Below are 21911 nucleotides of genomic sequence, written 5' to 3'. Positions count from 1 at the left end.
TCATTCACATTTACTGCAATGGGAGAGACTAAAAACTAGCGAGTCACAATTATTGGGTAAATTTTACCTAACATTCTTTAATCAAAGTAAACTGATTTTAATCATAATGTATAAAATCTAAACAATATTACTCATACTTTAGTCTAATGGTGGAAAAGCTATTTAAAATTAAAAGTGCTGTTTTTTTTGATTGTTCCACTAAAATAGCACAACACAGCCTTCACTTACTTTGGTTTGTCCATGAACAACAAAAGAAATATTTATAAAGATGCTGAGCACCCTTTTGCCCAGTTTGTTCGCATTATTGGCAAAGGGAAAAATGGTGCGCGCTCACTCAGTTATGAAGAAGCTTACCAAGCCTTTGATATGATCTTGAAAAATCAAGTGTTAGATGTACAGCTCGGTGCATTTCTGATGCTACTACGAGTTAAGGAAGAGTCTGTAGATGAACTGGTAGGCTTTGTTCAAGCCACACGAGATCAACTGCCGTTCACGGCTTTAGAGGTCGATTTAGACTGGTCTTCTTATGCAGGCAAGCGTAAACACTATCCATGGTTTCTCTTAGCGGCACTGACTTTAGCTAAAGCAGGTTATAAGGTCGTGATGCACGGAGCATCAGGTCATACCATTAACCGTATTTATACTGAGCAGGTATTAGAGTATCTCGATTTTAATATTTGCCAAACTCAAGCAGATGTGGAACAGGAATTAGCGACGCGTAATTTTGCATATTTACCGCTGCACGCCATCTCCCCGATTTTAAGTGACTTAATTTCCCTACGAAATGTTATGGGTCTTCGTTCACCCATTCATACTCTTGCACGCTTGATCAATCCATTTAATGCCAAAGCAACCTTGCAAGCTATTTTCCACCCTGCCTATCGTGGTTCGCATCAGCAAGCAGCATTTAAACTGGGCTATAAAAATAGCGCGGTCATTAAAGGTGAAGGCGGCGAATTTGAACGTAACCCAGATGCCAAAACACTGATCTGCGGCATCAAAAATGGTGAACTCTACGAACATGAGCTACCTAAACTCACCGACAACCGAAGCCCAATTGAAGAAGAGTTAGATTTGGCTGAGTTTAAAGCAGTTTGGCTGGGTGAAAAACAGCATGAATATGGTGAAATGGCAGTGACTGAAACCATTGGCATTGCGCTCTATACCATGGGAGTGTGCGATACATATAGCGATACCATGCAACAGGCCAACCAGCTTTGGCACACTCGTTTCTAAGCATAAGGGACAAGCAAAAGCGTGAACGTTATTCGTTACGCTTTTCGACCCAGTAAAAGTCGGCCCAGTAAGGATAATGCTTTCCTGAAGAATGAATATTTCTGAGTATCAACTGATCACCAATATGGATCTCAATTTTTTGAGATTCATAAGGGCCAGATAAATATAGTCAAACCGCTTAATTACCCATACACTCGTTAAAGAAACGACTAAAAAGCTTATCTATTGAGTTAACCAACCATTTTTTCCTTTTTGCTTTCACCCATGCCCACATTTTTTCAATAGGATTAAGGTCAGGACTATAAGGTGGTAACCAAAGTATTTGATGCCCATGTTGGCTTAATAGATCTTGTATATCTGGTCGTTTATGGAAGGCTGCATTGTCCATGACAATTACACTATTCGAGGGTAGTTCTGGTAATAAAAACTGATCTACCCAAAAATAAAATACATCCGAATTTACTTTGCTATCAAATAAACCCACTGCAAATAACTTACCCTCATGGATTGCTCCTATTGCATTGGTTTGATTTTTTAATTGCCAATTATATGTTCCATAACAAGGAGTTCCCTGTTTTGAATAACCATGAGGTCTATGTTCATGAGATTTAAATCCACTTTCATCAAGATAGATGATCGGGTGTTGATACCTTAATCGGTTTAAATCTTTTAAATACTGCTCTCTGAGTTCTGTTTTTGCTTTCGGGTGCCGTAAGGTCTTTTTTTAACTGTAATATTTAGACGCTTGAGCGCATCTCCAATTGTAGAAGTAGCACAACCAAAACGAGCAGCGCGTTCATATTGATAATCATCGGGATATTGCTCAACATCTGCACGTAAGGCATCATCATCAACTTTAGATGGTTTTCTTGGTCGAGTTCTTTTTATTTCGATTCGCTTTTTCCATTCGACAATTGTATTTTTATTAATTTCGAAGTGCTGAGCAACCGCTCGGATAGATTGACCTTCTTCAAGCTTGGCTAATATTTTTTTTCTAAAATGTATTGGATAACTCATATCAGTATTGTATTGGTTTTTTGACGTGTTGACTATAAACATCTTTTTGTTGTCCAATGAGGTTTGAACAATAGAGCTGATGGCTTTTTATCTTTTTCGATGCTTCACCTGCATGGGCGTTATGGATCTTTATTCCAATCAATAACATCGGATAACCATCATTTTTCATTGATGTGTATTGTGTGACGGGATTTTGAAAATTTTGACTCGGTAACACAGAAACATCTAATAAACATTCAATTTTTCTTGCATCACTTGTTCGCTCAGCAAATACATTGGTCGAAATTACAGTAATGAAGAATAAACTGAGTCGAGTGAGCTTTATTATTTTTATAAGCATAATGATTGAAACAGTTTGAAGGTATTCTTGTTAGATTGAGTTGTTGAATCACCAAGCATCTGTTGCTGAGCGATTCAACGTATTTTTAATCAATTAAATAAAGCGAATAGGTTTAAATTCTGGTTCAGGCACATGAGAATCACACTCCTCACCTTCTTCTTTATGCCCTTTATCAATATAACCCGTACGTTCTTTTTCAGGAGTATTCTGATGCTCCCAAGCAATAACGGCTTGCATACAAGTTTGACGTTGTTCAGCAGTCAACGCAACGCCATTCGGCCATTTACCAATTTCTACAGCTGTTTTTAAACGCTCAACAATATCGGCATCTAAAATAGAAAGCATCTGTTCAATATTCATGATTTAATCCTGTTGAAAAGAGTCAAAATCTTGGTTCCAACCGAGTTTAGTACGGCATGACATATAAAAATCATAACCCGGTGGATGTAATAAATTCAGTTTAAAGGGGTGCTTACGAATATGTAAGCTATCACCCACATTGAGTGAAACACTGTGTTGACCATCGGCACTGACCATCGGCAAGACACGGTTTTCACGAATCAGAAGCTTAATTTCACTATGACCACCCACCACAATCGGGCGTGAAGACAAAGTATGTGGATGCATCGGTACCAAAGCAATCGCATCCATCCCCGGATGCACGATTGGGCCACCACCTGACAACGAATAAGCGGTTGAACCCGTAGGCGTCGATACAATCAAACCATCACTGTGTTGACGGTAGACATATTGACCATCGATATTGAGTTCGAAGTCAATCATATGCACCGACTTGCCCGAGTGTAATACCACATCGTTTAGCGCAATAGCATCATAAATCGTCTCGCCCTTTGAGCGAATTTCCATTTCCAATAAGAAACGACGATCTAACTGAAACTCACCTTTTAAGACTTGATCGAGCTTAAAAATCACTTCAGTCGGCTTGATGTCGGTTAAAAAACCCAAACGCCCTCGGTTTACACCCATTACAGGGGTATTAAATTTAACCAAGGCACGTGCAGCATGCAGAAGTGAGCCATCTCCGCCCACCACAATCACCAAATCGACCACTTCACCCAGAAGCGCACGACTCACCGTTTGCGTGTTTTTATAAGGAACCAGTTCAGCGGTTTGCGCATCAAAAACGGGATGTAACCCTAAGCTGAGTAGATGATCATGAATAAGACATAAGGTTTCGACAACTGAAGACTTATCTGGACGTCCAATTAAGCCTATGTTTCGAAATGTTTTATGTGAAATTTGCACCTGCAACATCGCTCCGCTACGATTCCCGCCTATCATAACATTATTTATTTAAATTGATTCAAAAACTAAAGTGACTGCTGCTACACACGGAATTGTCTCTATATTTCAGTTCGTTCACAGTTTAATTATTGCAAATTAGCGAAAAGCTTCGCATGATTAGCACAATTTCTCAGGATCTTATTCGTATTTATGAAGTCAGAACGTGGCATAGGTTTAATTGCACTGATCTTCTGCATCTTAGTCATTGCAGCATTCTTGGTGTTTAGTATTTATTTAATAAGACTCGACTCCGTTGTACGTGACAAGTTTGAAGGCAAGCGCTGGGACATTCCTGCGAAGGTATTCGCACGCCCACTCGAAGTGTATACCAATGCCCCTGTCAGTCAGGCTGACTTCACTCAAGAGTTAAAACTTTTGGGCTATAAGTCCTCGGAAAACTATACCAAATCAGGGAACTTTGTCAGTTCTGGCAATGAGCTATATGTACACACTCGTGGCTTTGACTTCGGTGATAGTATCGAGCCTGAACAAGTGCTTAAAGTCACCTTTGCCAATGAGCAAGTGGCTGAAGTCAGTGCAACTAAACCCTCATCTACAGGGATTGCACGTTTAGAGCCGATGCTGATTGGCGGGATTTATCCGCAGCATAATGAAGACCGTGTCCTGATTAAACTCGACAAAGTCCCTAAGCCTTTAATTGAGGCTTTAATTGCAACAGAAGATCGTAATTTCTATAGTCACCACGGCGTTTCGATTCGTGGTACGGCACGTGCGATTGTGAGTAATGTCACGGGTGGAAAACGTCAAGGTGGTTCAACACTGACCCAACAGTTGGTGAAAAACTTCTATCTCACCCCTGAAAAAACCATTAAGCGTAAAGTCAATGAAGCATTTATGGCTTTATTGGTCGAATTTCACTATGACAAAGATGAAATTTTAGAAGCCTATCTCAATGAAGTGAACCTCGGTCAAAATGGCAACTATTCTATTAATGGTTATGGTTTGGCTTCGCAGTTTTACTTCGGGATGCCTTTGCGTGAGCTAAATATTGCGCAACAAGCTTATTTGGTGGGTTTGGTACAAGGTCCAACCTTATATAACCCTTGGCGTAACCCAGAAGCTGCGAAAAAACGCCGTAATATTGTTTTAAACAACATGTTGGTCATGGGCTATCTGACCCAAGAACAATATGAAACTGAAACGGCTCGCCCTTTAAATGTGATTGCCAAACCGACTCTCGGCCCTTCACGTTTCCCAGATTTCTTAGACATTGTACGCCGTCAGTTACGTACCGAATACCAAGAAGGTGATTTGACCAACCAAGGTCTACGCATCTTTACAACGCTCGATCCGATTGCCCAAACCAAAATTCAAGATGCATTTAAATCGACTGTTGGTCGCTTAAGCCGTGGCTCAAGCCGTCTAAAAGAGCTGCAAGGTGCTGTGTTAGTTGCACATCCTGAAAATGGTGAATTGGTCGCAGCTGTTGGTTCAACCCAAGACTTTACTGGTTTTAACCGTGCACTCGATGCCAAACGTCAGGTCGGCTCACTGCTTAAACCTGTGATTTACCTCAGTGCGATTCAGTCGGGACGTTACAACTGGGCCAGCCCAATTGAAGACAGTAGTATTAGTATTCAAGCCAATGGTAAAGCATGGACACCTAAGAACTATAGCGGTGGCGAACATGGCGTTGTGCCGATGGTACAGGCACTGTCTAATTCATATAACTTGTCAGCAGTTCGCCTTGGTCAAGAGTTTGGTTTATCGACGTTTAGTAACCACCTAAAACGTTTTGGTGTGACCAGTAATATTCCAACCTATCCATCCATTTTCTTGGGTGCGGTAGACATGTCTCCGATGGAAATGCTCAGCATTTATGGCAACTTTGCCACAGGCGGTTTTAAGTATCCGACTAAATCCATTCGTACTGTTGTCGATCAAAATGGTCGCTTACTAACCCGTTATGGCTTAAATGTCCAACAAACCATTGACCCAGCTTCTGCCTATGTCCTGAACTATGGTCTACAACAAGTGATGACCTCAGGTACAGGTCGTTCGGCTTATAACACTCTACCGAACTCGCTTCAGCTTGCAGGCAAATCTGGAACCACCAATGACACCCGTGACTCATGGTTTGCAGGTTACTCGGGCAATTATGTTTCTGTGGTTTGGCTAGGTTTAGATGACAACAAACAAACTGGCTTAACAGGTTCTTCAGGTGCGTTGCCAGTGTGGACCAATGTAATGAGCCAACTGCGTCAAAAACCAGTCAACTTACGCCAACCAGATGATGTGCAATGGCACTGGATTGATCGTGGCACGGGTTATCTTGCTGCTCAAGGTTGTGAGGGTGCAATGTATATTCCCCTCTTGCGAAACACCGTACCACGTAAAGCAACCGCATGTGGCTTACCGCATTATCAAGTTGAACCCACTTACAATCCTGAAACAGATGGTTACCAAGCTACACCTGAACAAGGCGACAGCATAGACAACTATATTCGTGAAAGTGAATCGAACATGCAGCGTAACTTAGAAGATGAGACGCAAGTCATTTCGAGTGGTAGCTATCAACCTGAATAAATAGGACGGATTTAAATTTTGATGTGGTTTAAACGTTTAAGTATCTTAGTAACCATCGTGACTGTGGCAGGCTGTCAAAGTCTCCCACAGCTAGCTGAAAAAAAGATACCTGAAAAGCCGACACAGTCGGATAAAGAGCAGAAAACACCTTCAGGGGTAACAATTCATCCTTATGATCGCGAAGAAATTCAACGTCAGAAGATTGTGATTCCTGAGCAGAAAAGCAAACAACAGTTTGATGATGGGCGACAGCTTCCTGCTTTTAAAAGTCTGATGCAAAAAACACAAACGGCCTATCGCCAAGGCCAGTGGAGTCAAGCACAAAGCTACGCCATGCAAGCACAGCGTTTAGCACCACAGTCGAGTGAGACCTTTTTGTATTTGGCTTTAATTGCCAATCAACAAAAACAACCTGCAAATGCGGAATCGCTTGCACGTCGCGGCTTGAGTTATGCCCAAAGCAATGCCATGAAAAAGCAGCTTTGGAGCGTTATCTTAAAAGCAGGTCAAATGCAGAAGAATCAGAAAACCATTCAACAAGCCCAAACAGCAATCAAAAGTCTGTCTTAAAAGCACGCTCCGTTAGATGGAGCGCTGCCCTGCTATACCATAAGCGCCATAACTTTGCGCTTTGGCTAAATCGGCTAACTGTAAGCCGCCTAGAGCAAAAATTGGGATATGAATCTCTTCTGCAATCAAACTCAATTGCTCCCAACCCAAAGTTTCACTATTTGGGTGGCTGAGTGTATCAAGTACGGGACTGAGTAAAAGAGCATCACAGCCAATTTCTTGTGCATGTTCAGCACTGCTACGGTCATGACAGGCCGCAATATAACGCTGCCCAACATTCAGCTCCCCTTTACTCAATTGCATCAGTTGAGATTGTTTCAGGTGTATGGCCGCAACTGCCTGCTGTTGTAGTGGATTTAAACCTTTCCATAGTTCTATATTGACAATCACCCGTGCCAATTGTTCTACACTCAGTTCTGCAATTTTTAAAATATGTTCAGGACTGGCAGACACTCGCCAATACAGCACTTGTTGTTCAGGCAAATCCTTCAACAGATCGATTTGATCTGAAATTTTAATCACGGGTGCGGCATAGAGTCGCTTCAAAATGGCTTGATTGGCTTTTGGAAAGTTAAGATCTTGTAATTCGGCACGCTTGAACCACACCCATGGTGAGTGAATGTCTGCCAATAGATGATTTGATACTACAGCATGAAATAAATGCAAATTGACAATTACATCGTCATATTCAAACTGAATACAGTCAAAAGCATGCCAATCTTGTATACCAATTCCGACCTCTTCTAACACTTCACGGCGACAAGCTTGCTCAGGCGTTTCACCTGCTTCCACCTTCCCCCCAGGAAATTCGTGCTTATTGCCCTGATGCTGTTCCGCCTGGCGCCAGCCCACCAAAACTTTGCCTTGATGTAAAAGGATGGCTATAGCAACTTGAACCAAAGGTTTTGACATAATCAGATTCCATTTCAGATGTGTAGTGTATTAAGTGATTGCATGTAACGATATTGAAGTTTTTTATATTTTCAGCGAGAAAATGTTGACAGCCTCATTCGATAATGATTATCATTTAAATCGTTCAACATACACCACGGAGTCGCCAGAATGAACGCACCATTTAGCTTATTTACTCGTAACGAAACAGCCCATTCACTACCAATGCTACACTCAAACAACTTATTTGCCCTAGGCCGTGAAATTCGCATTATGCATGCTGGAGAAGAGTATCGTCTACGACTCACTCGCAATAACCGACTCATTCTTACCAAATAAGAACTATAAAAACCCAATAACAATAATCGTGGAAACAAGCAGTATGTCAGCGCGTACTGCTTTTTAATGTCTTTAAGTTTGATCATTTATGCTGTTTTTATCGCAAATCTGCACATCTAAGCCTCAACCCTATTTAACAGCAGCTCCACTTTTAAACCGCCTAAGTCGGATGAAATAAATAACAACTGCCCTGCGTGTAAATCGACAATTTTCTGACAAATCGATAAGCCCAAGCCTGAACCTTGTGTTTTTGTACCTAAAGCCCGATAGAAGCGTTCACCCAAGCGCTGGATAACTGCTGCATCGACCCCATTTCCGCTATTTTCAATCCTCAGTCTGAGCTGCTGTTTTTCAATAGTGAGATTGACAAAAACTTGTGCCTGCTCGGGGCTATAGCGAATGGCATTGTCGAGCAAATTGCGAAGTGCGCTAAATAAGAACTGCTCATTGGCCAAGACACAGGCTTGCTCTGCAAGCACCACGTTAATTTTAATCTGTTTTGAGTCAGCAAACGGCTGTAAAGCTTTAATCACGTCCTGCATTAGTAGACTGAAGTCAAACTTAGTCTTCGCCAAGCCCTCCTTTTGCTCAGGGTCTAGACGCGCCAGCAATAACAAATTATCCAACACCTGTACCCCACGACTGACATCTTGCTGGATCGGTTTGAACTCACTTTCAAGTTCAGGGAACTTGCGCTTGAGCACCTGAAGTCGCATTTGTATCGCAGACAGTGGAGAACGTAACTCATGTGAAGCATCCGCGGTAAAGCGCTGCTCTGCCACTAAAGCTTGGTCTAAACGCGCCAACAAGGCATTCAGCTGAGATAGCATCGGTTGCAACTCAATCAGCTCAGGTTCTGGCATAGAAATAGGTGCTAAATCATTGACCGATTTATTTGAAATTTGCTCTGAAACTTGGTGTATCACCCGAAATTTACGTCGAATGGCAAAATGCATCAACAACCACTGTACACACCAGACTAAAAACAACACACCGCTGAAAACTAGGATGCTTTGCCAAAATGCATGGAAACGTTCGGACATCGACTGGGTCACTTGAACCTGTAAACCGTGATTATCCTGCGCAGTATAAATACGCCACAGTTTCTGCTCTGACCAATAAAAACCATAAGGTTCATCGGAAACCAAACTCAAATGATCCACAGTTATTTTTTCAGGTACATCTTCGGATGCAGTCAAAAGTTGCTGCGCATTATCGAGTCGATAGCGAATATCAAACTCATCACTAAGCTCTGCCAAGGCTTGACCATTGCTGACCGTTAAATCATCTGCCAGCAACATATCGGCCATTTCATCCATGATTTCATCTTGCATAGACATGGTCTGATAAACCGATACCCCAATAAACATCAGCAATGCCAAAAGCCCCGCCAGTATCGAACTGAGGAGCGAACTTTTAACGAGCTGACGCTGCAGTGAAATTGGCTGTGCCATTATGTGTCCTGATTCATTCTGTAGCCCAAACCACGAATGGTTTTAATACAATGACTACCGAGTTTTTTTCGCAATTGATAAATAAAAACCTCAATCGCATTGCTTTCGATTTCATCGCCCCATGCATAAAGACTTTCCTCAAGTTGTTCCCGCGTAACGACATATTCTGGCTTGAGCATCAATTTATGCAAAATTTGAAACTCTTTGGCGGTTAAATTAACAGCTTGACCATTTTGAGTCACACTTTTGGACTGTGGGTCGAGTTGGATATTGGCATAGCTCAATACCTGCGAGCTACTATGCTGTTGCTGTCGAAGTTGTAAACGAATTCGAGCGGATAATTCCTCTAGACTAAAAGGTTTGACCAAATAATCATTGGCGCCCAAGTCTAGCCCTTCGACTCTATCTCGAATACTGTCACGCGCTGTGAGAAAAATCACAGGAGTCGATAGGTTCTTGCCACGGACTTTCAGCAAAATGTCATCACCTGTGGCATGTGGCAAACCACGATCTAAAAGCACACAGTCATACTGATGCTGTTCAATGGCTAAAATGGCATGGTCGCCCCGTTCCACCCAGTCGACACTGTAGCCATCCATTTCAAGCCAAGTTTTAATACTCTCAGCTTGAGAGGCATCATCTTCTGCTAATAATATCCGCACTGCTTAACCTGCCTAATCACTATTGTTTAGATCATGCCGTGAAATGACTCAAAATACAAAAACCACAGGGCTAAGATCAAATCTTAGCCCTGTGGTTTTTTTAAGAAAGCCCAATCAAAATTGAATTGAGCTTGGGCAAGTGTGTTTAGAATTTCACTTGATCTACGTCAATTTCAACGCGTTTTGCTGGTTTGTAGTCAATATCTACTTCACCGATAATGGTTACAGGTGTTTTAGCCGAAATTGCTTTGCCACCCCATAATTCATCATCAATGTCGACAGTAATTGAACCAGTTTGGTCACGGAATTCATACTTCTCATCCCCAATGGCTTTGACCACATAACCTTTTAACTGGACGTGACTGTCATCTTTTAATGTTAACGCATGCTTAACTGTAGTTGGTGTTGAAGCAGTAACTGCCGCTTGGTTCACTGCGGTGTTTGCTACAGCGACAGTGGTTGAGCCAATAACACCTGCAACCAATAACGCTTTCATCATCATATTCATATCCAGTACCTCTATTTAATTGTTCATCTATTTGATGAAGTCATTAAACCAAAGCTAGATGAGCTGAATCTTAAGAAAGATTCAATTAAAGCATTAAACGCTTAGTTAAGTGGGACGACACGTAACACTTCTTCTAGTGTCGTGACGCCTTCTAAAACTTTACGAGCACCCGAAATTCTTAAAGGCTCAATGCCTTCTTTTTTGGCTTGTTGACGCAGTGCAGTCAAGTCACCATTGGCACCAATCAGTTGCTTTGCCTCTAAACTCACGGGCATAAACTCATAGATGCCGACTCGTCCTTTGTAGCCCGTTTGACGACACTCTTCACATCCCACTGCGGTAAAGACTTTTTCAGGCATCTCCATAATGTAATCAAAAGTCAGATGCTCCCATTCTTGGCTATTGATTTGCTTTTCAACTTTACAATGTGGACATAAACGACGTACGAGACGCTGTGCCAACACCCCTAAAATGGTTGCCGCGGTTAAGAACGGTTGTACGCCTAAATCATGCAAACGCGTCAGACTGGAAGGTGCATCATTAGTATGCAGAGTTGAAAGCACCAAATGCCCTGTAAGTGCGGCCTGAATCGCCATATTGGCCGTATCATGGTCACGAATCTCACCGACCATAATAATGTCAGGGTCTTGACGCATCAGTGCGCGAACACCATCAGCAAACCCAAGATCAATGCCTGTATTCACCTGCATTTGGTTAAAACTCGGCTCTAACATCTCAATTGGGTCTTCAATGGTACAGACGTTCACCTGTTCGGTAGCCAATTGTTTCAAAGAAGAATAAAGCGTGGTGGTTTTACCTGAACCCGTTGGCCCTGTCACTAAAATAATGCCGTGACTATGCGAAGTCAGCGCTTGCCAATCACTGAGCAAATGCCCTTCAAAACCCAACTGCTGAAAGCTACGCACTAAAACTTCAGGGTCAAAAATACGCATCACCAACTTTTCACCAAAAGCAGTCGGTAAAGTCGAAAGACGCAGTTCTGTTTCTTGTCCTTTCGGTGTCCGTGTTTTTAACCGTCCATCTTGTGGTTTACGTTTTTCCGCCACATTCATTCGACCTAAAATTTTAATCCGCGAAATCACTGCGGTTAAAGTATTGGCAGGCATGTTATAAATCGTATGCAGCACTCCATCAATACGGAAACGAACTTTGCCGTTGTCTTTACGTGGTTCTAAGTGAATATCACTGGCACCTTGCTCAAAAGCAAACTGTAGAACCCAGTCGACTAATTTAACAATGTGTTGGTCATTGGCATCAAGGTTTTGACTATCACCCAACTGTAAAAGTGCTTCTACGCCTTTATTATCACGGTCATAACTCCCAGACTTCTGGGAGTTACTGACGGCGCGACTCACCTGATAATACTCGACCATATAGCGCTGTAATTGTTCAGGGCTGAGTAATACACGCTGGATTTTTTTCGGTGCAACATTCTGCTCCAAATTTGCAATCCAATCTTTCATATACGGCTGATCTGTTGCAATCAAAACTTGATTAGCCTGAACTTCTACTGCCAAGATTTTATTGCGGAAGGCGAATTCTTGAGACATCACCGAAGTCAAAGCTTGCACATCGGCTTTGAGTGGATCAATCACATAAAACGGTAATTGGGTCTTTTCGGCTAGCCACTGACACAGCCGATTTAATGTCAGTCTCGACTGTGGATGCGACTGATCCACCAGATTAAAATGAGCAATCCACTGTAAAGGATGCCACTTCAATTGATCGCGTTGACGGTGCGAGGTTTGTACTAGATTTTTTTCTTTTTCAGTAATTCGCCCATCTTTAAACAGTTGATCTAAGCACCAAGTGGTATCAATTTCAAAATTAAAATTCATTGTTATACGTCCCCAAACATAACCCCACTATAGCAAGATTTTCTGTATTCATTCACACAAAGCATAAGCAAATCCCACAAATATCGAGGAGTAGCCAAGCTCATCAATAGAATCACGAATTTACTCACAAATCTTGCTCTTTTAACTTGAATCCACCTTCAGCATTCGCCTATATTTTAGACAGGTCATTAAATTTAGTGAGATAGGCTTGGACTTCAGCATAGTTTCCATCAACAACTTGGCTTTATCTGATGTCCTCATTACCTTGGCTTCAGCATTAGGCTGTGGACTGTTGATTGGTCTAGAGCGCGAACGAAGCAAACAACGTGAAAACCAACAGAGCTTTGCAGGACTACGCTCCTTTGCCATTTGTGCCCTTCTCGGTGCCATTTGTTTTTTATTTGGTGTCAATATTGGCATTGTTGGTGCGCTGATCATCGGCGGCATAGTTATATTCTCAATGAAAAACCAAACAGAAGATTTGGGTTCAACCACTGAACTTGCCTTTGTCATGACCTATTTTATTGGCGCAATGTGCCTGTGGAATACCCCTTTAGCGGCAGGTTTAGCCGTGCTCCTGACCATTATTTTAATGACCAAACATTCTATGCACAGCATTGCTGGAAAATGGATTACTGAAGCTGAATTTAAAGACGGTATCTTTCTTCTAGCACTGATTCTAATTGCTTTGCCCTTAACGCCGAATACGCCTTTATGGGGTGCTGTGCTGAATCCCTATATTATTTTAAAATTAGTTACACTTATTCTTGGTGTTCAAGCGCTTGCACATATTGCCAAACGACTGCTGAACACTAAAAATGCCATGATTTTATCGGCAATCGCCTCAGGTTTTGTATCCAGTACCGCGACTGTTGCCAGCTTAGGCATGGAAGTACGTGCAGGTCGAGCACTTGCCAAACCCAATGCAGGTGCAGCGCTCATGTCCTGTATTGCGACTTTGTTGCAACTACTAATTATAGTCGCAGGTGTGAGTATACTTTGGCTCAAAACTATACTGCTGCCGACGCTTGTGGCAAGTGTCCTTTTAGGGATCTGTGCTTATGCGTTGGTACGATCTGCCCCTGCACAAGAACAACATCAACCCACTGATTCACGCATGTTTAGCTTAAAAGAGGCTGGCATTATTGCCCTGACTTTGACGTTCATCCAAGCGGGTGTGTATGGACTTAACCTTTGGCTGGGAGATGCAGGTTTAATCGCTGGGACTTTGCTGGCCTCTTTATTTGAAATTCATGCAGCGATGGCAACAGTGGTCATGCAAGGGGCACCGACAGACACGGCAGCAATGTCTGCATTTATATTAGGTTTGACTGCACACGCTGTTGCCAAGTCCATTAATGCCGCCTTAACAGGTGGTAAGCAATACTTTATAGCTTTTGCCCCGATTCAGATTTTGCATATGGTGGTTTTGATTGGGCTGTTGTATTGGAGCTTCTCTCTTTAAATCTCTCATTCTACGGCCGTGATATTCACTGTAGTTTCACCCACTGTAAAAGCGATATCAACAGCAGCAAATTTCATTTTATATACCCGTGCTTCATCATCCTGATACGCCGGTCTGGGATCTAAAGATAAAATGGCTTCAAGCTCTTGTAGGGTCTGTACAGACAATTTCCCACTCGTCAAAAGCTGCTGCTTCTGTTCGATCGCCCGATTCGACCATATCACCGATTTACGTTTAGGTTCATCTTGCGCATAGCCACTTTCCGCTTCTATAACGGCATCTGAGTAGTGAATATAGGGTTTAATATCGACAATCGGGGTGCCATCTAGCAAATCACTTCCTGTGACATACACTCGAACCGATTTCCCTTCTTTTTTAACGTACTTGAGCTTTACCACCGATAGACCAATCGGTGAAGGACGATACATACTACGCGTAGCAAATACTCCTATTTTTTTATTGCCCCCTAAGCGTGGCGGACGAACTTGTGAGCGAAACTGGTTTTTTTCTGGATTTTTATTGTCATGAAACTGCCACACCAACCATACATGACTAAATGCCTCAATTCCTTCAAAGGCCAGAACATCATTATAGGGTGCTAGCATTTCAATATACGATTCCACTTGAACCAAATTAGGCTGACGAGGAATACCAAACTTTTCCTTATAAGAAGAGTGCATATAGCCAATAATTGGCAAGGTTAACTCAGTCATCATCACTTTTTCTAATAAGCTCAATTAAATATATTCAGTTTATCGAGAATGATTTTAGATTAGAATAGCAACCTGTTCTAATTTGATAATTTATTGAGACCTTTAATGGCTGCTTTCAACGTCGAAAAGATTACTCACGTCCACCATTGGAATGATACTTTATTCTCTTTTAAAACGACGCGCGACACTGCTCTACGTTTTAAAAACGGTCAATTTGTGATGATCGGCCTTGAAGTAAATGGCAAACCGTTAATGCGTGCTTATTCTATTGCTAGTGCAAACTACGAAGAAGAACTTGAGTTTTTCTCAATTAAAGTTCCAGATGGCCCGTTAACCTCTATTTTACAAAAAGTTAAAGTGGGCGACGAAATTTTGGTATCTAAAAAACCAACTGGAACTTTAGTACTTGATGACTTAAACCCAGGTAAAAACCTATACCTGCTTTCTTCTGGTACAGGTCTTGCACCGTTCTTGGCGACCATTCGTGACCCTGAAACCTATGAACGTTTTGAGAAAGTGATTGTGGTTCATGGTACACGCTTCATTTCTGAATTGGCTTACCAAGACCTCATTTTAGACGAACTTCCGAACAATGAGTTCTTTGAAGAGCTAGGCATTAAAGATAAATTGGTTTACTACCCAACGGTTACTCGTGAAGAGTATCCAAACCAAGGTCGTGTCACAACTGTAATTGAAACTGGTGAGATTTTTGAGAAGATCGGTTTACCACGTTTCAACCCAGAAACGGACCGTGCAATGCTTTGCGGTAGCCCTGCATTCCTCGATGACGTTGCTGCACTTCTAGACCAACATGGTTTAAAAGAGTCGCCACGTATGGGTGTACTTGGTGACTACGTGATTGAACGTGCATTCGTTGAAAAATAAGATCGTATAAAGATATTAAAAAACCGAAGCTTAGGCTTCGGTTTTTTATTTACTCTACGCATAGTTTTATCTAATATTAAAAAAATAACAAATCTAGAATTTAAACCCATGACCTTTCCAGAACTCAAATTTAAAGACTATTTACATCCAAAACCCAAGCCCAGCGGCCTCGATGTACAGTGTAAACTCCAGCATTTTGCCCTCATTACTTATGCCGTTGACCCAGCTCGTTTTAAAGAGATCATTCCAGCACGATTTAAGTTAGACACGGTCCAGTACCAAGGCAAACAACATGCACTGATGTCGGTAGTGCCCTTCATCGATGTCGATTTCAGCTCTGCGGTTTATCCTTTTCCAAAATTCACTATGGGGCAAACTAATTATCGTGTCTACGTGATTGATCAGGAAACACAGGAACGTTGTGTTTGGTTTTTAGGAACGACTTTGGACTCTTGGACGCTAATCGTTCCTCGTTATGTCTGGCAACTACCGTGGCATCCTGCACAGATTGAGTTTGATTGTCAGCAAGATGCAGAGGGTCGATATACACAATATAAAATGCGGACTCAATCGGCATGGGCCACTTCAGATGTGCATTTGTCTCAGTCCGAACATGACCCATGGCTTTTTGAAGGCTTTCCCAATTTAGAAAGTTATCAGGTCTTCTTGACTCATCCTTTGGCAGGATTTTACCATCGCCGCGATGGAAAACTCGGCAGCTATCGTGTGTGGCATGGTTGCTTAAATCCAAAACCTGCAACGCTGCATTATGCTCGCTTTGAACTTTTAGCAAGGCTCAATCTTGTATGCTATGAAGATCAGCTCAAACCCTATAGTGTTCTGATTGAACCAATCAATGAATTTACCATTTATTTACCCCCAAGGTGCCTTAATCATTCGGCTGAATAACACAATAAATAATGAATACCCTACATATTTTAAGGGATATTAAGCATGATGAATAAATTTCAGCCAAAATAATGAGAGATTGGTTGTTTTTCTCCACAAAGTCTCTATAATTCAACAAAACAGACAAGTCTGTCTATTTATGCTGAAATACTGAATGACCGAAAACATTCAGAGGGTACAAAAAATATAAGAAGGCACATTAAGTTGCTCATATTCATATCATGCATTATTGTCAAAGAATGTGCGATATGGAACATAATCATTATCAGCAAAGCGCGATAACTTAACCGTTATCGCGCTTATTTATTTGTACGTGATTTATTTTAAGCGCATTTAAGCCAGCAATATAATGAGTGTATTAGGTTAACCTTAAAATCAAAATTTATATATTAGGCAGCTGAAAGTTCCATTTGAATTAAAGTATTCACACGCTTCCAATAATCTTCCAAATGTACTTGCTTCGGATCGATTTGTGCTTGTATGGTCATGCCATCCAAAATACTCGATAAAAAAGCCGCCAACTGTTCATCCTGCTTCACACCTAGACGATTCAAAGCCTGACATAACTTGCCTTTTAACCATTCTTTATAATCAATTGCGGGCTGTAGTGAAGAAGGATAAATTTTTGAAATTTCTTCAACTGCCTTTTGGAACATACAACCATTAAAATCCGCGCTATGAAACCAAGCATGGTACCATTCAAAAATTGCACGAATATGGGAGAGATAATCACTTGGGTCACATGCAGCAATCGTCGCTTCAAGCGACTGCTGTAAATTTTGGTTTCTGGTCACTAAGCATTCTTCAATTAATTTAGCTTTAGATGGGAAGTATTTGTAAAACGTCATTTTAGCAACGCCAGACTCGCTAATAATCCGATCCACACCGATAGAATTATAACTATGTGAGTTAAAGAGATTAAGCGCTGTGTTAATGATGTCTTCTTTTTTTGACATTTATTTTACCTGATGCACAAAACTTTAAAATTAAGCCATTAACCCAAAAGAACAGCACATGAAAACGAAATACATCGATTGAAGACGATATTATATATCAAATTTAGATCAACACCGTTTTTTTATAAGAAACAATATCAATATTAAAATAACCATTTGAAATATATAGTTTTTAAAATAAATAAAACACTAGAAGAGTCAGATCTTTTTCACTATGATAAAAATGATGACAATTAAAATTTACTTCGTATATGAATGCTCTCTCCTTCACCCAGTCTGAACATACCCGCGCAGAAGTTTTGCGCTTTATTGAACGATCCTTAAGCTCAGCGTCATGGGCAACCAATACTCAAGCGATCATCCGCTTGAAACAAACGACAGCCGAACATATTTTATTTCAACATCCGATACTGACACGGCTGCATCAATGCCAACTGAGCCTTGAACAGCTGAAATTTATTCATCTGAATTATTTTACCGCCATTGTCAAAATTTTCACTGATGCTTTGAGTATGGCTATGTATCAAGCACTGCAACTTGAGCACGACAGTAATATCGTGGAGCAAGACCGCATTGCAGCCAAGATATATGCACGTTATTTGTTGTCACTAAATCTTCTAGATGAATTGGGTTTTAATACCCATCAACTTGAGAAAAGCTCACCCTCTAAATCGCATTTGGTCTATTTCCTTCAACTGATGCAGCAACTTGAACTCAATGTCACCGATCAAAAACAGACCGAGCCTGAAGCATTTGCAATCGCACAATTTATTCAAGAACATATTCATTCTTATGCAGACTTGCTGCTCATTTTGGCTTGTACTGAATTACAAGTGATTAAGTTTAGTGAAGCACTCAGAACTAATCTCGCAGCCTATGATCCTTTATTTACCCAAGGATACTATGCATGTCATGGCCTTGCAGAAACATGTGATACAACCCTTGCTAACGATGACAATCATGAAGACGACGTTTGGGTGCTATTCACACAATGCTATAAACCTGAACAGGCTCTGTATTTCCAGCAACTTCAAACTGAATATTTAAGTCTATGGAATAACTTTTGGAGCAAGATGAGTTTACGAACTCATTAATTCACCTCAGTAGCTAAACGTCCTTGTACACTCACGTATCCAACTCTTGAATATGGAGTGAATTCACATCTTATGAATGCCAAGCATTAATTTCCAGCAGTAGTATTAAATCTAGAATTAAACCGTAGAAGCACTCTCACTTTTATTGTGCAGTCGAATTTTCTAATATACTTTTTTTGCGCTCAGATAACGCTTTGCTCACCACTTGATAACCCGCCGTCATACCTAAAGTCGCCATAATGCCTGCCACGATTATGTCTGGCCACAAACTGCCTGTACCAAACACACCTATTGCAGCAAAAATAACCGCCACATTCCCAATCGCATCATTTCGGCTACAAAGCCAGACCGATTGCATATTAGAGTCACCTTCTCTAAAGGCATATAAAATGATGGCACAAACCACATTCGCAAGCAAAGCAATCACACCAATCACCCCCATGGTCATGGCTTCAGGCGGAATTCCCAAAACATAGGCATAAATCACTTTACCTATCACGACTAAGCCAAACAGCGCCATGGTTATACCTTTAAGCAATGCCACTGTCGCCCGCCAATACAAGCTCGCACCAAGCACCGCTAGGGAAATACCATAGTTGACTGCATCACCAAAGAAATCTAAAGAATCGGCCCATAAAGATGACGAATGCGCATAAGCCCCACCAATGAGCTCCACCACGAACATAGCTAAATTGATCAATAAGGCTATCCACAATGCCGTTCTAAACTTACTATTTGGCTTTTGCGGTGCAGGTGCACAACTGCAAGAAGAACATGCCATATACACAACCTCTATTCAGACGTAATCATTTTCTATTATGATTAAAAACTATGGAGTCGCTCTAAGGTCAAGCAAAATGAATCAACAAAACTCATCTGCTATTTATTTGATGAAAGACTTAGTCCATAAAACAGGATTAAGTGCCGATACCATTCGTTTCTATGAAAAAAAGCATTTATTAGAACCTTCTTTTCGCGGGGACAATAATTATCGCTATTATCAAGATAATGCACTTAAACGACTCATCTTTATTAAACGTTGCCGCGCGCTGGATATCTCACTCAAAGAAATTGAATACCTGATTGAACTGGAACAAAAACCTCAACAAGACTGTAGTGCTGTCAATCAACTGATCGATGAGCATTTAAAACAAGTCGAACAAAAAATCATTGAATTGCAAAAATTTCAGATACAGCTACAACAGCTTCGGCAGTCTTGCTCAACTCAATCAACCATTGATGATTGTCAAATTTTAAGACATCTTGAAGCAGGGCTAGATGTATAAAACACATCAACGCAGAATTTAGAATATGGGTATTACTCAGTTTTGCTACCTATTTACTCAAACCATTCGTGGGCAATGCAGGATTTTTATCCTTATTTTCTTTAATTTTTTAATAATTTCAGAAATAAAAAATCTAGCCTAACCTCAAATCTAATAAAAATGATCCCTAATTATTTCGGATAAAAGGCCGCAAAGAACTCCAATTTTTTGATGATTAGAACCTCGAATAAGTTTTATATAACAGATCTTTTACTTTATAAAACAAGGGGATTTAAATTCATTTTTATCCTTAGCCACATAAAACCATATATTCAAACATTTATAATGGAGCACTCACATCCAGCATTTGAACATGTAATTTTCGCGTCTATAACCGTTTAAATTCCGAGTTGTTTACTAGGTTGAATCTATTTTTTAAAGCCCTACAATAAACCCATATTTTTTCTATGCCTTAGTTTAATCATGAGCATTCATCACGTTACTGAACTTCTTTCTCCTGCAGGTTCGCTTAAAAATATGCGTTATGCATTTGCCTATGGTGCAGATGCAGTCTATGCCGGACAACCTCGTTACAGTTTACGTGTGCGCAATAATGAATTTGACCATGACAATCTGGCTATCGGCATTCAAGAAGCGCATGACTTAGGTAAAAAGTTTTATGTGGTCGTCAACATTCAACCACATAACTCAAAACTCAAAAACTTTATTCGTGACCTCACACCTGTGGTTGCAATGCAACCCGATGCCCTGATCATGTCGGATCCAGGCCTGATTATGATGGTACGCGAACATTTTCCAGACATGGATGTGCATCTTTCGGTTCAAGCCAATGCCATTAACTGGGCTACTGTGAAGTTTTGGAAGAACATGGGACTGACTCGGGTCATTTTGTCCCGTGAATTATCTATTGATGAAATTGAAGAAATTAAGCAACAAGTACCAGACATGGAAATTGAAGTTTTTGTGCATGGTGCGCTATGCATGGCGTACTCTGGACGTTGTATGCTTTCCGGCTATATGAATAAACGTGATGCCAATCAGGGGGCATGTACCAATGCATGCCGTTGGGAATACAAAGTACACGAGACTCAGCAAGATGAAAATGGCGATGTGATCCCAGTCCAAAATCTGAATACAGGCTCCAACTGCTGTTCAAGCTCTAATGCTGATGAACTGCATATGCAAGCACAGCATCAGTTTGATGAACCCGTATTACTACAACGTCATGATGAAGACATGTTTGCTGCTGAAGAAGACGAACATGGTACTTACTTTATGAACTCAAAAGACTTACGCGCGGTGCAACATGTTGAGCGCTTAACCCAAATGGGGATTCATTCTTTAAAAATTGAAGGACGCACCAAGTCTTATTTTTACTGTGCCCGTACAGCACAAATTTATCGCAAAGCCATAGATGATGCGCTCGCAGGTAAACCTTTCGATTCCTCACTCATGACACAACTCGAAGGTCTGGCCAACCGTGGTTATACCGAAGGTTTTTTACGCCGCCACGTGCATAGCGAATATCAAAACTATGAAAATGGTTCATCCAGTTTTGACCATCAACAATACTGCGGTGAAATTTTGGAACGCAATGGCGATTATTTGAAAGTCGATGTCAAAAACCGTTTTGTAGTGGGCGATGTGCTCGAACTCATGACCACTTCAGGCAACATCATATTTAAACTAACAGAAATCCTCGATAAAAAAGGCAATCCAATACTTGAAGCGAAAGGCTCAGGACATGTGGTTGAAATACCCGTTCCTGCTGATGTAGACATGCGCTATGCCCTGCTCATTCGTAACTTACCGCATTCAAGCACTGACATTTCAGCGCCTGCATTGGCTTATGTTACAAGCTGACTGGGGATAATG

21 protein-coding genes and 1 pseudogene are annotated in these 21911 nt (G+C 41.1%); 10 read left to right on the top strand and 12 right to left on the bottom strand.

The genetic code is table 11. The annotated features are described in order from the left end of the window. Nucleotides 1-240: 240 nt before the first annotated feature. Nucleotides 241-1236, top strand: a complete 996-nt coding sequence (locus tag AC4CUZ_RS09605) for a glycosyl transferase family protein (protein WP_490747533.1) — start codon at nt 241-243, stop codon at nt 1234-1236. 178 nt (nt 1237-1414) lie between these two features. Here AC4CUZ_RS09605 and AC4CUZ_RS09600 read toward each other — a convergent pair. The 4 genes and pseudogenes from AC4CUZ_RS09600 to AC4CUZ_RS09585 all read right to left on the bottom strand — a co-directional run. Then, nucleotides 1415-1888: pseudogene (locus AC4CUZ_RS09600) on the bottom strand (IS630 family transposase); the annotation flags it as partial. Nucleotides 1889-1905: 17 nt separating this feature from the next. Beyond that, nucleotides 1906-2253, bottom strand: coding sequence for an IS630 transposase-related protein (locus AC4CUZ_RS09595; RefSeq protein WP_039890557.1), 348 nt, complete (start codon nt 2251-2253; stop codon nt 1906-1908). Nucleotides 2254-2686: 433 nt separating this feature from the next. Beyond that, entirely contained in the window at nt 2687-2953 is a 267-nt protein-coding gene (locus AC4CUZ_RS09590) for a YeaC family protein (RefSeq protein ID WP_058869973.1), read from the bottom strand. 3 nt (nt 2954-2956) lie between these two features. Further along, the gene (locus AC4CUZ_RS09585) at nt 2957-3895 is read right to left on the bottom strand and encodes an NAD(+) kinase (protein WP_004696112.1); all 939 of its coding nucleotides are present in this window, start codon (nt 3893-3895) and stop codon (nt 2957-2959) included. 153 nt (nt 3896-4048) lie between these two features. Between AC4CUZ_RS09585 and mrcB the strand changes: the two genes are divergently transcribed. Next, nucleotides 4049-6445, top strand: a complete 2397-nt coding sequence (mrcB, locus tag AC4CUZ_RS09580; RefSeq protein WP_201951948.1) for a penicillin-binding protein 1B — start codon at nt 4049-4051, stop codon at nt 6443-6445. 21 nt (nt 6446-6466) lie between these two features. After that, entirely contained in the window at nt 6467-7015 is a 549-nt protein-coding gene (locus AC4CUZ_RS09575; protein ID WP_201951951.1) for a tetratricopeptide repeat protein, read from the top strand. Nucleotides 7016-7027: 12 nt separating this feature from the next. Here the strand turns inward: AC4CUZ_RS09575 and AC4CUZ_RS09570 are convergent, their stop codons facing one another. Beyond that, entirely contained in the window at nt 7028-7927 is a 900-nt protein-coding gene (locus AC4CUZ_RS09570) for an NUDIX domain-containing protein (protein ID WP_201951955.1), read from the bottom strand. A gap of 150 nt (nt 7928-8077) precedes the next feature. On the opposite strand from AC4CUZ_RS09570, the gene hemP reads away from it, so the two are divergent. Then, complete coding sequence (gene hemP, locus AC4CUZ_RS09565) at nt 8078-8245, top strand: hemin uptake protein HemP (RefSeq protein WP_004696105.1); 168 nt, start codon at nt 8078-8080, stop codon at nt 8243-8245. Between the two features lie 116 nt (nt 8246-8361). Here hemP and AC4CUZ_RS09560 read toward each other — a convergent pair whose 3' ends face one another. From AC4CUZ_RS09560 to tfpB, 4 genes are all read right to left on the bottom strand, one after another. Continuing rightward, a complete protein-coding gene (locus AC4CUZ_RS09560) occupies nt 8362-9699 on the bottom strand; it encodes a sensor histidine kinase (protein ID WP_490747532.1) in 1338 nt (445 codons plus the stop codon). Beyond that, nucleotides 9699-10361, bottom strand: coding sequence for a response regulator transcription factor (locus AC4CUZ_RS09555; RefSeq protein ID WP_114837362.1), 663 nt, complete (start codon nt 10359-10361; stop codon nt 9699-9701). Before AC4CUZ_RS09555 ends, AC4CUZ_RS09560 begins: the two co-directional genes overlap by 1 nt. A gap of 145 nt (nt 10362-10506) precedes the next feature. Further along, on the bottom strand, nt 10507-10869 hold the full coding sequence (locus AC4CUZ_RS09550; RefSeq protein WP_201951961.1) for a NirD/YgiW/YdeI family stress tolerance protein: 363 nt from the start codon (nt 10867-10869) through the stop codon (nt 10507-10509). A 101-nt stretch (nt 10870-10970) separates the two neighbouring features. Further along, a complete protein-coding gene (tfpB, locus tag AC4CUZ_RS09545) occupies nt 10971-12728 on the bottom strand; it encodes a type IV pilus assembly ATPase TfpB (RefSeq protein ID WP_201951964.1) in 1758 nt (585 codons plus the stop codon). 208 nt (nt 12729-12936) lie between these two features. Between tfpB and AC4CUZ_RS09540 the strand changes: the two genes are divergently transcribed. Beyond that, nucleotides 12937-14193 carry an MgtC/SapB family protein gene (locus AC4CUZ_RS09540; RefSeq protein ID WP_201951966.1) on the top strand — a complete coding sequence of 419 codons (1257 nt, stop codon included), beginning with the start codon at nt 12937-12939 and terminating at the stop codon, nt 14191-14193. Between the two features lie 5 nt (nt 14194-14198). Here the strand turns inward: AC4CUZ_RS09540 and tsaA are convergent, their stop codons facing one another. Further along, the gene (gene tsaA, locus AC4CUZ_RS09535; protein WP_039890059.1) at nt 14199-14909 is read right to left on the bottom strand and encodes a tRNA (N6-threonylcarbamoyladenosine(37)-N6)-methyltransferase TrmO; all 711 of its coding nucleotides are present in this window, start codon (nt 14907-14909) and stop codon (nt 14199-14201) included. A gap of 102 nt (nt 14910-15011) precedes the next feature. On the opposite strand from tsaA, the gene AC4CUZ_RS09530 reads away from it, so the two are divergent. Further along, nucleotides 15012-15791, top strand: coding sequence for a ferredoxin--NADP reductase (locus AC4CUZ_RS09530; RefSeq protein ID WP_004696086.1), 780 nt, complete (start codon nt 15012-15014; stop codon nt 15789-15791). Between the two features lie 108 nt (nt 15792-15899). Then, the gene (locus AC4CUZ_RS09525; RefSeq protein ID WP_201951969.1) at nt 15900-16700 is read left to right on the top strand and encodes a DUF2071 domain-containing protein; all 801 of its coding nucleotides are present in this window, start codon (nt 15900-15902) and stop codon (nt 16698-16700) included. A gap of 389 nt (nt 16701-17089) precedes the next feature. Here the strand turns inward: AC4CUZ_RS09525 and AC4CUZ_RS09520 are convergent, their stop codons facing one another. Next, entirely contained in the window at nt 17090-17656 is a 567-nt protein-coding gene (locus tag AC4CUZ_RS09520) for a TetR/AcrR family transcriptional regulator (RefSeq protein ID WP_005400544.1), read from the bottom strand. 251 nt (nt 17657-17907) lie between these two features. On the opposite strand from AC4CUZ_RS09520, the gene AC4CUZ_RS09515 reads away from it, so the two are divergent. Beyond that, entirely contained in the window at nt 17908-18750 is an 843-nt protein-coding gene (locus tag AC4CUZ_RS09515; protein WP_005400543.1) for a hypothetical protein, read from the top strand. 142 nt (nt 18751-18892) lie between these two features. Here the strand turns inward: AC4CUZ_RS09515 and AC4CUZ_RS09510 are convergent, their stop codons facing one another. After that, a complete protein-coding gene (locus AC4CUZ_RS09510) occupies nt 18893-19531 on the bottom strand; it encodes a cation efflux transmembrane domain-containing protein (protein WP_490747531.1) in 639 nt (212 codons plus the stop codon). A gap of 76 nt (nt 19532-19607) precedes the next feature. On the opposite strand from AC4CUZ_RS09510, the gene AC4CUZ_RS09505 reads away from it, so the two are divergent. After that, nucleotides 19608-20036, top strand: coding sequence for a Cd(II)/Pb(II)-responsive transcriptional regulator (locus tag AC4CUZ_RS09505; protein WP_005400541.1), 429 nt, complete (start codon nt 19608-19610; stop codon nt 20034-20036). A gap of 462 nt (nt 20037-20498) precedes the next feature. Further along, complete coding sequence (gene trhP / locus AC4CUZ_RS09500) at nt 20499-21899, top strand: prephenate-dependent tRNA uridine(34) hydroxylase TrhP (protein WP_078389480.1); 1401 nt, start codon at nt 20499-20501, stop codon at nt 21897-21899. Nucleotides 21900-21911 lie beyond the last annotated feature (12 nt).

Source organism: Acinetobacter sp. 789_lipA (assembly GCF_058242845.1).
The sequence above is the reverse complement of the archived record's forward strand: the minus strand, read 5'-3'. Positions and strand labels throughout refer to the sequence as shown.